Annotated in this window: 11 protein-coding genes and 1 pseudogene; 7 read left to right on the top strand and 5 right to left on the bottom strand. The window is 39.2% G+C overall.

All coding sequences use genetic code 11. The annotated features are described in order from the left end of the window. Positions 1–862, bottom strand: an 862-nt coding sequence (locus ACE1B6_RS19960; protein ID WP_459563067.1) for an RNA-guided endonuclease InsQ/TnpB family protein, incomplete at its 3' end; no start/stop codon positions are given. Between ACE1B6_RS19960 and tnpA the strand changes: the two are divergent. Continuing rightward, positions 818–1,305, top strand: a pseudogene (tnpA, locus tag ACE1B6_RS19955) (IS200/IS605 family transposase). The gene ACE1B6_RS19960 and the pseudogene tnpA overlap by 45 nt on opposite strands. A gap of 182 nt (positions 1,306–1,487) precedes the next feature. Here the strand turns inward: tnpA and ACE1B6_RS19950 are convergent. After that, on the bottom strand, positions 1,488–1,751 hold the full coding sequence (locus ACE1B6_RS19950) for a hypothetical protein (protein WP_413259015.1): 264 nt from the start codon (positions 1,749–1,751) through the stop codon (positions 1,488–1,490). Between the two features lie 227 nt (positions 1,752–1,978). On the opposite strand from ACE1B6_RS19950, the gene ACE1B6_RS19945 reads away from it, so the two are divergent. Together ACE1B6_RS19945 and ACE1B6_RS19940 are read left to right on the top strand one after the other, a co-directional pair. After that, positions 1,979–3,538 carry a NupC/NupG family nucleoside CNT transporter gene (locus ACE1B6_RS19945; protein ID WP_413259014.1) on the top strand — a complete coding sequence of 520 codons (1,560 nt, stop codon included), beginning with the start codon at positions 1,979–1,981 and terminating at the stop codon, positions 3,536–3,538. A 107-nt stretch (positions 3,539–3,645) separates the two neighbouring features. Beyond that, on the top strand, positions 3,646–4,254 hold the full coding sequence (locus ACE1B6_RS19940) for a DUF3318 domain-containing protein (protein ID WP_413259013.1): 609 nt from the start codon (positions 3,646–3,648) through the stop codon (positions 4,252–4,254). A gap of 17 nt (positions 4,255–4,271) precedes the next feature. Here ACE1B6_RS19940 and ACE1B6_RS19935 read toward each other — a convergent pair whose 3' ends face one another. The 3 genes from ACE1B6_RS19935 to ACE1B6_RS19925 are packed head-to-tail and all read right to left on the bottom strand — an operon-like array spanning position 4,272 to position 8,928. Further along, positions 4,272–5,996 (bottom strand): LA_3751/LA_3752 family putative glycosyltransferase, encoded by a 1,725-nt coding sequence (locus ACE1B6_RS19935; protein ID WP_413259012.1) that lies wholly within the window; start codon positions 5,994–5,996, stop codon positions 4,272–4,274. A gap of 5 nt (positions 5,997–6,001) precedes the next feature. Further along, on the bottom strand, positions 6,002–7,234 hold the full coding sequence (locus tag ACE1B6_RS19930; protein ID WP_413259011.1) for a glycosyltransferase: 1,233 nt from the start codon (positions 7,232–7,234) through the stop codon (positions 6,002–6,004). Between the two features lie 11 nt (positions 7,235–7,245). Continuing rightward, positions 7,246–8,928: a glycosyltransferase family 39 protein gene (locus ACE1B6_RS19925; RefSeq protein WP_413259010.1), complete on the bottom strand. Its 1,683-nt coding sequence runs from the start codon at positions 8,926–8,928 to the stop codon at positions 7,246–7,248. Positions 8,929–9,110: 182 nt separating this feature from the next. Here ACE1B6_RS19925 and ACE1B6_RS19920 point away from each other — a divergent pair, with 182 nt between their 5' ends. From ACE1B6_RS19920 to ACE1B6_RS19905, 4 genes are all read left to right on the top strand, one after another. Further along, positions 9,111–10,109, top strand: a complete 999-nt coding sequence (locus ACE1B6_RS19920; protein ID WP_413259009.1) for a glycosyltransferase family 2 protein — start codon at positions 9,111–9,113, stop codon at positions 10,107–10,109. Positions 10,110–10,140: 31 nt separating this feature from the next. Then, positions 10,141–10,815, top strand: coding sequence for a TVP38/TMEM64 family protein (locus tag ACE1B6_RS19915; RefSeq protein ID WP_413259008.1), 675 nt, complete (start codon positions 10,141–10,143; stop codon positions 10,813–10,815). A gap of 107 nt (positions 10,816–10,922) precedes the next feature. After that, positions 10,923–12,089 carry a 7,8-didemethyl-8-hydroxy-5-deazariboflavin synthase subunit CofH gene (cofH, locus tag ACE1B6_RS19910; RefSeq protein ID WP_413259007.1) on the top strand — a complete coding sequence of 389 codons (1,167 nt, stop codon included), beginning with the start codon at positions 10,923–10,925 and terminating at the stop codon, positions 12,087–12,089. 160 nt (positions 12,090–12,249) lie between these two features. Continuing rightward, positions 12,250–12,768 (top strand): hypothetical protein, encoded by a 519-nt coding sequence (locus ACE1B6_RS19905; RefSeq protein ID WP_413259006.1) that lies wholly within the window; start codon positions 12,250–12,252, stop codon positions 12,766–12,768. The last annotated feature ends 331 nt before the right edge of the window (positions 12,769–13,099 follow it).

Below are 13,099 nucleotides of genomic sequence, written 5' to 3'. Positions count from 1 at the left end.
ATTTCCTCACTAATTGATGAGCAGTTTTATAATGAAAATCTTTTCTCTGGCGTTGAATACGTTGGTGAATCCGAGCGATGTTATTTTGTTGCCTCTTATAACTATTAGACCCTTTTTCCTGCCGTGATATAAATCTTTGTTGACGTGCTAAATGACTTTGTACTTTCCTGTAGAATTGTGGTGTTGCTACAGTTTCATTATCTGATGTTGTTAAAAATTCCTTTAAGCCTACATCAATTCCTACCGCAGTTTTAACTGTATCAATTGGCTTTAAATCTGGTATTGTTTCATCTGACGCAGTAATACAAACGTAGTAACCATCAGCTTTTCTAACTATAGTTGCTGTTTTCAGAGTAAAACCTTCTGGAATATCACGATGCAAAACTACTGGAAATACACCAAGTTTAGGAATCCTTAAAGTATTTCCTTCTAAAAAACAGACAGCTTTAGGATGATTTACTCTCGAAAAACTAATAGACCTTAATTCGCCTTTTTTCTTAAATTTTGGTCTTCCTCCACGTTTACCTGACTTATCAGGAATTAACCATCGCTTCCAGGCTTTATCTAACCTTTGTAAATTAAGTTGTTGTACTTCTGTATAAATTGCCTTATATTCAGGAAATAATACTTTAGTTTCTTTAAGTGCTGCTTGTTGAGTGTAATAATCTACTTTTTCTGGTATTTCCCCAATCGGTTCAGAAATAATAGAGCAACAGTTAATCTGACATCGAGTTGAATTGAGCCAATCTAACCTTTGACCAAGTGCAAAATTCCAGTGACGGCGCAATAATTCCATCCAATTTTCAAGGATAGACACTTGCTCGTCACTGGGTTTAATTTTGTACTGGTAGGTTATAATCATCAAGCTAATATAACACTCATTGCTAAAAGATGTCAACCAACTACGACAAGGGTTTTAGGTCTGTCTACCTTCTTACTGCTCATATAGTATTAGTCACAAAATATAGGCGTAAGGTAATTAATAAAGCTTTACATAATCGGCTTAATGAAATTTTTGATGATACCTGTAAAAAATGGGAATGTACATTGCTAGAATTTAATGGGGAAAGCGATCATGTACATTTGTTGATCCGTTATCATCCACAGGTACAAATTAATAAATTTATTGCTAATTTAAAGACTGTCTCTAGTCGTTTAATTAGAAAAGAATTTCCTGATTATTTATACCAGTTTTATAAAAAACCTGTGTTCTGGACTGGTTCCTATTTTGTTGCTAGTTGTGGCGGTGTTACCATTGAACAGTTAAAAAAATATGTCGAGCAACAAGCGACACCAGAGAATTAAATCGTTTTCGCTACGCTCACTTTTCTATCAAATCGGCATTCCCCTCCCGTTAACCTCCGTTATAACGGGAGACCCCTGCCGACATTAGGGTTGGGGGAGTGGGGTTTAGGTGCGACTCTCAATTAAATTTTAGATCCCCGACCTCTTGAAGAAGTCGGGGATTTATTTGGGTGTTGTACTATCTATTCTGACGGATCGATCCGATCGCGATTTGCAAATTCCGAAGGTGGACGTTCCGTACTCCAAGCCCACCAAACAGCACCACAACGGCAGTGATAAAACTCCTGCCATTTTTTTCGATAATCTTCCGTGTAAACTGGCGATCGGCGATTTATCCAAACTCGTTCCGCTTCCATACTGGTAGCGTGACAAGTGGGACAACAGAAATTTTCAGCGTGAACCGCTTTTTCAGTCCAATCGGGCGGAACAGGGGCAAAAGCATCCATGAGTCATTACATCCAGCGTTTTATCGCCCATTATTAACTGTAGCAGACTAATCCGCATAGGAAACACAAAATTAATCATTTCCTTAAGTTTAAAGAGTGTAATGTTTTTCATCGTATTACCTGTTTGATGCTGTACTCTCTAAGAAGGCAATCTTTCGGATCGAATCTTCAATTCCTGTAAAAGTGGAATTACTCTCCCTGATTGTTATGAACAACGGAAGTCAATCATGTCTCATCCAATTTACCTCAATTTAATTTCCTTTTTGGGAATATTCGGATTATGTATAGTCGCTTGGATTTTCTCAGAACATCGTAAAATTATCCCTTGGCGAGTCATAATTGGAGGCATACTCTTACAACTAGTTTTGGGATTTTTAGTATTTCAATTTCCCCTAACTAGAGAAGGATTAAAAGTATTTAGCGGCTTATTAGACAGTGTATTTTTAGCAGCAGATGTCGGGGCAAATTTTGTCTTTGGTAAAAACATCGTACCCATCCCAGGAAGACCCGCTGATGTGAATTTAGGCTACATTTTTGCCTTTCGTGCCTTACCTGCGGTCATCTTCTTTTCGGGATTAATGGCATTACTTTATAACTTGGGAGTAATTCAAGTTATCACCGCTGTATTTGCCAAAGCTTTCTACAAAACTATGCGATTAAGCGGAGCCGAATCTCTGAGTGGGGCGGCAAATATTTTTGTGGGAATTGAAGCAGCAATTGCTGTTAAACCGTACATTGCTAGAATGACTCGCAGCGAAATTTGTGCAATTTTAGCTTGTTGTTTTGGAACTGCGGCTTCTTCAACTTTAGCAATTTATGTAAATTTCCTCAGACCAGTATTTCCCAATATTTTAGGACATTTGGTATCAGCATCAATTATGGCAATACCTGCCTGTTTTGTGTTATCAAAAATCCTAGTTCCCGAAACAGGAATACCTGTAACAGCTGGAGGAATTCCTGTCGAAGAAAAAACTAAAAATTCAACTACAGAAACAGGAGTTGAGGAAGAAAAAGCGCCAACAGAAACAGTAGGAGGAGAACCAATTGAACGAGTTAGCCCAATGGATGCGGCAATTTTGGGCGCACTTGATGGGGTAAAAATGGCTGTTTCGATCGCAGCTATACTAATTTTAATTCTCGGCTTAGTTTCTTTAGTAAATCAAATATTTGGTGGGTTGGCTGCTATACCCGGTTTGATCGGACAAATTTTTAGTGTAGTCACTTTACCAAATATTTTGGGAGTTCTTTTTTACCCATTAACCTTATTAACAGGAATTGCTTTTGATGAAACTTGGACAGCTTCGGTAATTATCGGGCGCAGACTTTTAGAAACAGCAATTCCACCTTATCAAGCTTTAGCACAGGCAGCGGCAGAAGGGAAGGTGAGCGATCGCACCGTCTTAATTGTCAGTTACGCCCTTTCCGGTTTTGCTCATATTGCTTCCGTTGGCATCTTTGTTGGTGGTACGATCGCTCTAGCACCCTCCCGCAGAAAAGACATTTCTGAATTAGGTTGGAAAGCCTTATTTGTCGGTACCTTAGCAACTTTAATGATTTCTTGTATCGCAGGTTTCTACGACACTGGTAATCCCAGCATTTTAGGCGAAAAAGAAGCCCCCACCCCCGCAGTCACCCCAGCACCAACCCCCACACCCACTACACCACCCGCAGTTACCACCACACCCCAAGCTGCACCCCCAGTTACCCCCAAACCTCCTACTCCCCAAGCTACAACACCAACACCCGCAAAACCTCAACCCACCCCCACAGTTAAACCGTCTCCCTGATTTTGAGCGGGGGTGCAGGGGTGCAGGGGGGAAATTTTTTATATCTAACATCCCCCACCACCCCACCACCCCACCACCCCACTTCTGCCTTTCTTAATAATTGACTTATGGAGCCGAAAACAGAAATTAATCGCCTTCTCGATGTGATGCCTGCCTCTGGTCGAATGATCTGTAAAATCGTTAGTAAACCAGAGCAAAAAACAGTCATAGAAAGCCCTTATCCTTTCCCTTGGACTGGAACCAGAGAAATTTGGATTAACTTTAATTTGTGGAGTCGTTTATCTCAACAACAACGAGATTTGTTGTTGTTAAGAACGGTTTCTTGGCTAATCGGAATTAAATGGTTTAAACCTGATGTTTATCAAGGCGTGGTAGTAGCTGCACTTTTGGGGGGAGTATTTGAACTAGTGCAACGAGATATCGTGGGAATAGTAATTGCGGGAGGATTAACTGCATTAGCAACTACTCAAATTTGGCGAAGTAATCGCAATTCTCAAACGCAACTTTCTGCTGATGAAGCGGCGCTGAAAGTGGCAATTCGCCGGGGTTATTCGGAAACAGAAGCAGCGCAAAGTTTAATCCGAGCCATTGATGCTGTAGCCCAAATAGAAGGGCGTTCCAACTTGGATTTTATTGAATTATTACGTCGGCAAAATTTAAGAGCGATCGCCAATCTTTCCCCAGTCGGTGTCCCAGAAACCATCAAAAAAGATTAAGTTTCTAGGACTAAAAGCTAAAGTTTAGGCAAGGGAGCGATCGCCTCTGGTAAACTCGACTTGAGGGACGTAAGTTCAGCTTGGTAAATTGCATACTTCCCAGTGCCATACTTCCCTAATTCAGAGAATGCTAAAGTAAAATTTTGCTCTGGGAAAGTTAGCAAGCTCTTGGGTTTTTTTGCCAAAGTTTTACAGAGTTCAGTTAACTGATAAGGATAACAGACATAAGCAAATTCATTGATTTTTTGCTGGTTTAACTCTTTGCCTAAAATGCCTAAAGATTGCTGATTTTTGCTCAGGAAAAATAGCTTTTCTTCCATTGCTGGCATCATTGATTGAGCTACATATTGATGGGATACAGCTACTATTTGGTTGGGATGCGATCGCAAAAAGTCAATTGCGGGTTGAATCCTTTGGGCACTTTCTACAAAATACCTGGGTGCGGTTATTGTATTTAGCCAAAAACTAACCATCAAAAGTAAGAAGAAACCCGCATAACTCAAATTACGAACTACTGGTTGAGAAATCCGTTTAAGAAATCGCAATTCTCCGATCGTTACCAATATTATTAAGGGAATCAACACCAAAAGAAAACGAGGACTCCATTGTTTTCCGCCACCACCCGCAGGTACTAAAAAAGCAACAGCGATCGGGAATAATAGACAGAGTAGATAAACAATTTTCGCCCGAAGTGTTAACTTTAGTTTTTGCGGCTTCCAGAAGTAACCAACTAAATAAATAATTGGAAAAAGTACCAAAGGAAAAGTATAAAGCAGACTATACCATTGATTAAAGTTTTCACCTACCAGGAAAATTTTTAAGTTTCCTGCTGTAACCTGCAACCTCTCCAAAAGTGAGAATTTTTTCACAACTTGAATTGAATGAATACCAAGTGGGTGATGATAAACAAACAAGTTTAATAGGAAAAATCCCCCAACACTTAAAATCATGCTGATGACAATTAGCTCTTTATTTTCAGCTAAATGCTTTAACCGCCGTAGCCGGAAAAAATAGGCTGCATAAACCAGCAAGCAAAAAAAGCCGACAATAATTACTATTTCTTCCCGAAACCAAACTGATAAACCAATTGCTACACCGCTGAAAATTGCATCTTTTTTAGAAAGTCCTTGTTTCCCTGGAACTAACAGAGTAGACATTCCATAAAAACTCAGAGCGATCGCTAGATTATGTTCCCAGTAGGTAGCACTATAAAAGGTTAAAGGAGATGCAAAAATTAAAACAACTAGACCAAGAGCCGTCAGTAAATCGTTTAATTTCAATCGACGGCAAACCCAATAAAAATTCAACCAAATTGCCCAAGTTGCTACCAGGGGAACAAAATATAATCCTCGATACCCTGACAAAGCATGAAATGGGGCGGTTAGTACGGGAAAAGTAAAGGGAAAAGTAATGTAATAAACATCTTTGACCAAATAAACAAAAGGTTCTTCAAAAGGATAAAGTCCTTTTTGCCAAAGAGTTTTTACCCAAGATGCAGCGGGTAAATCTAAATCAAACCGAAAATCTCCAGCACTCCATTGTTGAGCTAATAAAGCTTTTAAGGCTCCGTCTCCACTAAAAAAATGACCATAAGGAACTAGGAGTTGCCAAAATAATGAAAATAAAATACCTGCTCCCAGCACAATCCAGGGAATGTAAGCAAATTGAACTTCTTTCCTTGGTTGGGATAACCCAAGTTCACTATTATCCACAGGATGCTTTTCTTCTTGATTACCTTGCATAAACCTTATTTATTTTCCACGCTAGTAACTCGCCAACTTAACTTAAAGTTGATCCAGAAATTCCAGAAAGTAACAATAACGATCGCAATTAAATTTGCCAAATAACGACCATAAGGCAAATACTTAAATCCGAACACATTAAATAGGAGATTTAAAACCAATACATTTAAAATCAACCCAGCTAAACAAATTATATTAAACTTTAAAAACCTTTTCAATCGCTGCCTTTTACCAGGCTGATGTTGGGAAATATCCCCAAAAGTCCAGATATCATTCCAGAGAAAATTATTGACGATTGCTAACTCCGAAGCGATGATTTTACTGCGAGTTAAACCCCAACCTAAAGTCGAAGGATCGCTAAGTAAGTAAAGCACTATCATATCCACAAATACGCCGCTAAAGCCTACTATAGCAAAGCGGAAAAACCGACCGATCGGCCAGAGGGAAAAACGTAATCTAATCAAATGTTGGATATATTCTATATATTGTTTTCCTGTTACCTTGCTCTCACCATGTTGACGTTCTTGGAAAACATAACCAACTTCAGCAATCCAACGTATTTTACCTCTACCTAATACTTCAATTAAGATTTTATAGCCCAGAGGATTCATAGTTTTGTTGGCAATGCAGGTGCGACGTACCAAAAAATAACCTGTCATTGGATCGGAAACTCGACCTATCACTTCTGGACAAATAACTAAGCCTAAAAGTTGAGCGCCACGGGATAAAAATCTCCGAATAATACTCCATTGACTCACTCCTCCGCCTTCTACGTGACGACTGGCGATCGCCAAATCTGCCCCCCCTGCAATTTCTTGCCACAGCTTTAATAACAATTCTGGAGGATGCTGAAGATCGCCATCAATTACCCCTAAAACATCTCCTTTAGCAACTTGCCAACCGCGAATTACTGCTGTAGAAAGTCCCTTTTCTTCTACTCGTCGCATTACTCGCAGTTGCGGATATTGAGCCATCAATTCTAATGCTATTTGCCAAGTCCCATCAGGACTATTATCATCAACTATAATCAGTTCATAAGCTCCCGGAATTCCTCCATCAAGCAAATAGCAAAGTCGCTGCACTAATTGCTCGATATTTTTTCTTTCGTTATACGTTGGAACTATCAAAGAAAAGAAAGTAGATGCACCTTCAGTCAAAACAGGCGCAGCTGATAAAGGAGGAATTACTAAAGCACCAGATGGTACAGGTAACAAAGATTCCGATTGACTATTACTCATAAACTTAGTTTTTAACTATCACCAGCACGAGTATAAACCTTGACAGTAAACTTATCCATACTCATTGTGCCGGAAAGCTCTTGTTTTTGGGTTAATTTGAACCCTGATTGTAATAGTTTGTCAATTTTTTGGTTTTCTTTTTCCCTTTCTACTTCGGTTTTCAATTGAGACCACACAGGATTAGCACTATCTAACCAAATAATCCGCGGATAAACTGTTGTGTTTGTTTCATTCAGCACTTTTTCTAAGCTAGGTGCCAGTTTAGCTGGAGGTTGAGCTAGTAGCATTACAGGCGGATTTGCCGGAGTATAGTAAGCCAAACGCAGCACATGACCCCAAGCATTAGAGTTTAATGCGATTAAAGTTGGGGTTGTTGGTTGCTGTTGAATTATGTCAGCTACTTGATGAAACATCCAACGTTGTCTGAGGCTAAAATCACTGATACCAATGCCTAAGTACAATACCAGTAAAGTTACTGCGATCGGCATTTGCCATTTTCCAGCTGCCTTTTCTAACCAGAGAGTTACTAATAGCAAACATCCGGGTAAAATGAAAATCATCGTGCGACCCCAGCCAAAACTAACGGTGAATTTACCACTAATAATGTCTACTGCTGAGGCTAGTAATAATGGTAAAATTCCCAAGACTAAAGCAATAATTAAACTGCGACGTATTCCTTGTTTCCACAGACTAATTGTACAGGCGGTAAGTAACAAAATTACTACGCAACCTGTAACTATGGGAATAATTTTTGGTAAACTTGTTACCCAGTCTCCTAATACTAATTGGGTTCCTAAAGTTTGCGCTACATCCCATAAATGTTCGATGCTACCTGTTCGATCGAATTGACCTCCCAAATTAGGACGGTTGCGTAATTGCTGTCTAGTTCCCCAGAGTATCCAAGGAATTGTTAATAATACACTAAAACCTAAACGTAATCCATGTTGCCACCAATGAGAGCGATCGCAAATCAGCACCAAAATCGATAATGTAATTAACCAGTAAGCAAAAAGATACTGAGTCATTAATCCTGCGGTTACTGCACCAATTAACAAGATATTCCACAAAATTAGCCAGCGAGAATCTTGACTTTTTGCCTCTTTTGTTTCTTCCTGAGTTGAAAATTTAATTAATTCTAATAATGCCCAAGCACTTAAAATTGTCCAGAGAACTAACCCTCCGTACATCCGAATATTGAGCGAGTGAGATAAGTAATATGGATTTGTGGCTAATAATGCAGCTAGCAATAGTCCACCGCGATGTCCTAATAATAATCGTCCTAATCCATAAGCTGCAAAAATCGCGATTAAACTGAACAAAACTATTTGACCATGAGTAGCAGCATCACTGTTGCCAAACAGCCTGATCCAAAAATGTAGCGTCAGAAAAGAAAGAGGGGGATGAACGTCACCTAACAAGCTTTTGAAAACGTTTCTAAATGTTGCGATCGCCTCTCCCAAATTAGCTTCCGATGGTAAAGTTAACAAAGCAGTGTAGTCGCGCAAAGGTACTGGCAAGGCTTCTGGTGTTTTGTAGTTGACATTTTGACCAGTAGCAACGATCAGGGATAATACTTCATCGTACCAAAATTCTCTGGCTCCCAGATAAACTAAGCGTAAGACAACACCGATCGCGATCGCCAGAAAAGCTACTAGTTCCAAAGCTGGACGAATTATTAATTTTGGTTTGGTCATAAGATAAATCTGGTCACAGGTGCAAATTACAATTAATTGTTCATTCTTTATTGTTCCCAAATCAGTATTCGTTATTCTTTGTTAAGCTTCAGGGTAAATAAAACTTAATCTGCTAAAAAAGTTACATCTACTGGTTACGCTGGGAATTCTAAATCAAGGACAGTTTCCTATAGGTTTTTACTATGCTTGATGCTGCGAAATCTCCTGAACTATCTATAGTTGTGCCTCTCTATAATGAGGAACTGAATATTGATTATCTATTTGAACGATTAGAATCTGTACTGGAACGATTGTCAAGTACTTATGAAATTGTTTGTGTAAATGATGGCAGTAAGGATAATACGCTTAAATGTTTGATAGATCATCATTATCGTAACTCAGCTATTAAAGTAGTCAATTTATCGCGCAATTTTGGTAAAGAAATTGCTTTGACGGCTGGGATTGATTATGCTGTTGGTGCAGCAGTAATTCCCATTGATGCCGACTTACAAGATCCGCCCGAATTAATCGGTGAATTGGTAGAAAAATGGCGGGAAGGTTACGACGTAGTTTATGCAACTAGGCGATCGCGTCAAGGAGAAAGCTGGCTAAAAAAAATTACGGCATTAGCTTTTTATAGCACCATTGGTAAAATGAGTCGCGTTCCGATTCCTGCTAATACTGGCGACTTTCGTTTATTAGATCGCAAAGTAGTAGAAGCTTTAAAACAATTACCAGAAAGAACGCGATTTATGAAAGGTTTGTTTGCTTGGGTAGGCTTTAAACAAACTTCTGTAATGTTCGATCGTCAACCCCGATTAAAAGGCAAAACCACCTGGAATTATTGGCGACTTTGGAACTTCGCCATTGATGGCATTACCTCCTTTAGTTTATTACCTTTAAAAGTTTGGGGTTATCTAGGTTTTATTATTTCTTTTATTTCCTTCCTTTACGCCTCATTCTTAATAATTCGCACCTTAATTTATGGTGTTGATTGGCCCGGTTATGCTTCCTTAATGGTAGCTGTACTATTCTTGGGTGGCATTCAACTACTAACATTAGGCATAATTGGCGAATATTTAGGTCGAGTTTACGAAGAAGTAAAAAGACGACCACTTTATTTAGTGCGAGAATTGTATGGTGTTGAATCACAAGCGCAAGTAATCACTCCTAAAAATTATCTATTTCCCCCCAAGGAGTAACAAATTGAATTTTAAAAGTAGTATTTTCTTATTGACTATAATCTGTTTAGTAGCGACAGGTTTGGCGATTTACTTATTAGGTGGAATTAACCCAAATCAACTACAACTTTGGTTGAAAGAAGCTGGAATTTGGGCACCTGTAATTTATATCGTAATTTATACGATCGCCACAATTTTAGTCATGCCCTCCACCGCCTTAAACCTCACAGGCGGCGCAATATTTGGCCCCTGGTTAGGTACACTTTGGACAAGCATTGGCGCAATAGTCGCCGCCGTAGTAGCATTTATTTTTGCCCGCACCTCCGGTAGAGAATTTGTCGCCCGCAGACTCGCCGGAAAATGGCAAGCAATGGACGCAGAAATGCAACAAGGCGGCTTATTTTATATGTTCGCCATTCGCTTATTACCAATCATTCCTTACGGATTAGTTAACTTTGCTGCTGGCTTAACTTCCATTAAATTTCGCGACTATCTTTTAGGCACAATTTTAGGCACAGTTCCCGGAATTTTACCCTTTGTACTATTAGGAAGTTCGGGATTACAAGCCATCAGAACCGGAGATATTTTGCCTTTAATTGGGGCATTAGCATTAACCGGAATCTTAGTTGCTGGCGCTACTTGGTATAGACGAAGACGCAGTAACCCCAAACAAACTTTAGCAGAAATAGAACAAAAATCTACTAACCATCAGAACAGGGAAGATTAAAAAATATGTTTTATCCCAAATCTGCGTTGTAGAGACGTTTCATGAAATGTCTCTACCATGTTTGTCAAAATGTAGAATAAAGAAGTTCCATTCTCCTGAGATATGCCGTGATTACTAAAACAGTTGATGCAATTCTCGATCGTGCCCTCGCAGGTTACGATATATCAGAAGCAGAAGGAATGTTACTTTTGCAGCAAACAGACACAGATATTATTGCTGCTATTCGTACCACAGCTGACGAACTGCGAAAAAAACAAGTCGGAAATACAGTAACTTACGTCATTAACCGCAACATTAACTTTACTAACATTTGCGAACAGCATTGTAGCTTTTGTGCCTTTCGTCGTGACGAAGGAGAAACAGGCGCTTATTGGTTAGATTTAAACCAAATTTTAGAAAAAACTACCGATGCAGTTCAAAGAGGTGCTACCGAAATTTGTATGCAGGGAGGACTTAACCCCAAAGCTAAACTTAATGGCACTTCTTTAGATTACTACTTAAACATAGTTAAAGGCATTAAAAACGCATTTCCTAATATCCATTTACACGCCTTTTCGCCGCAAGAAGTACAATTTATTGCTAGAGAAGATAGCTTAACTTACACTGAAGTAATCGCCGCTTTCCAAGATGCCGGAGTTGGTTCAATGCCTGGAACCGCTGCGGAAGTTTTAGACGATAACATCCGCAAAGTAATCTGTCCCGAAAAAATCGATACTGCCACTTGGTTAGAAATTATTGGCACTGCACATAAATTAGGATTACCAACAACTAGCACCATGCTTTCGGGACATATTGAAACACCAGAACAGCAAATTACGCATTTTAGTTTATTACGAAAACTGCAACAAACTGCTAAAGAAAAAGGATTAATTGGTTTTACAGAATTTATTCTTTTGCCTTTTGTCGGACAAGAAGCACCGAAGCCGCTACGCCGCCGAGTTGGAAGAGATCAACCAGTTTTAGCAGATGCACTTTTACTGACTGCGGTAGCCAGAATTTTCTTAGGAAATTGGATTATTAATCATCAACCAAGTTGGGTAAAACTGGGTTTGTCAGGTGCGACAACTGCTTTAACTTGGGGTTGTAATGATATTGGTGGAACGTTGATGGAAGAACATATTACGACGATGGCAGGTGCTCAAGGTGGTACTTGCATGGAAGTGTCAACTTTACAAGCGGCAATTAATTCTTTGGGGCGTATTTATCAGCAAAGAGATACCGTTTATCAACCTCTTGTAAGGTACGTTACTAACGCACCATTAACGAGTCATTAAGCAAAAAATTTAATATATCATTATTTGGTATTTTTGGTGCGTTACTGTATTTAATTCGCCCTAAAAAATGCTGGAATTAGGAATTTTTTTGCTAAATATTGTTAGCGGAGAGATTCAACTGGGAATTCTAAGAGTGTGATACTCTAGTTCGGTTGTTTTTATGTCCAAGTTGTTAAAGTTTGCTTTGTTAACTCTATCGCTACAACCTTTACCAGTACTAGCCCAAATTGAAACTGAATATGGTTTTCCGATGACGGATATTCCCAGTAGTGATTTACCATGCCACATGATTACTAGTAGTGGACATACGCTTGATTTAGCAAAGTTGTGTGGTGGTACTCCAACGGTAACAAAATCTGCAACTCCGATGGCGCAGCGTGTTCCTGTTCGCAGAAAAAGACTTAGAGATGGTAAATATTCGGAACAATATGAGAAGTTGGCTGAAACTTATCCAGATGAAAGGGTGAGAAATATGCTTTTGTCGAGTAGTTCCGATCCTGAATCGGTATGTAAACGATTAGAGGAAGGTAAAACTGTTGAGGAAATCCGCACTGAGGATATCACAAAGTTAACCCAAAATCCTTCCGGTAACTCCACTCGTGATAATGCGCGTAAGCAGGATATAGAAATTACTCTGAAAGTAGCGCCTCAATATTATTGTCCAGAAGACAGAGATTAGGTTTCTGTAAAAATGCGAATTTTGGTTTTTTAATCGCAGATGAAAGTAGATGAGAGATTGGAATTGTTGCTAGAGGTTTAATGAGTTCGATCGCACAAAATGTCACTTAGGCTACTGTGCGTTCGCTGTTTTTCCTCTAGTTTGTTGTAGCGACTTCAGTCGTTAAACGACTGAAGTCGCTACTACGAACTATTGAGGGAGAAATTATAAATTTAATATTTTTTGTTTTTGGTTCTTAATTCTGTTTAATATTGATTTCGCTACAACAAACTTGAGGAAAAACAGCGAACGCACAGTAGCCTAAGTGACATTTTGTGCGATCGAACTCATT

It is taken from the genome of Floridaenema fluviatile BLCC-F154, assembly GCF_041929135.1.
Classification (GTDB): Bacteria; Cyanobacteriota; Cyanobacteriia; order Cyanobacteriales; family Aerosakkonemataceae; genus Floridanema; species Floridanema fluviatile.
Note: the sequence above shows the minus strand (reverse complement) of the source record. Positions and strands in the feature narration are given on the sequence as shown.

What these genes read in the sequence shown, in the direction of transcription:
- ACE1B6_RS19930 (WP_413259011.1), bottom strand. Translation starts at nt 7,234, where the DNA reads ATGAGTAATAGTCAATCGGAATCTTTGTTACCTGTACCATCTGGTGCT.
- ACE1B6_RS19950 (WP_413259015.1), bottom strand. Translation starts at nt 1,751, where the DNA reads ATGGATGCTTTTGCCCCTGTTCCGCCCGATTGGACTGAAAAAGCGGTT.
- ACE1B6_RS19935 (WP_413259012.1), bottom strand. Translation starts at nt 5,996, where the DNA reads ATGCAAGGTAATCAAGAAGAAAAGCATCCTGTGGATAATAGTGAACTT.
- ACE1B6_RS19925 (WP_413259010.1), bottom strand. Translation starts at nt 8,928, where the DNA reads ATGACCAAACCAAAATTAATAATTCGTCCAGCTTTGGAACTAGTAGCT.
- ACE1B6_RS19940 (WP_413259013.1), top strand. Translation starts at nt 3,646, where the DNA reads ATGGAGCCGAAAACAGAAATTAATCGCCTTCTCGATGTGATGCCTGCC.
- ACE1B6_RS19945 (WP_413259014.1), top strand. Translation starts at nt 1,979, where the DNA reads ATGTCTCATCCAATTTACCTCAATTTAATTTCCTTTTTGGGAATATTC.
- ACE1B6_RS19905 (WP_413259006.1), top strand. Translation starts at nt 12,250, where the DNA reads ATGTCCAAGTTGTTAAAGTTTGCTTTGTTAACTCTATCGCTACAACCT.
- ACE1B6_RS19920 (WP_413259009.1), top strand. Translation starts at nt 9,111, where the DNA reads ATGCTTGATGCTGCGAAATCTCCTGAACTATCTATAGTTGTGCCTCTC.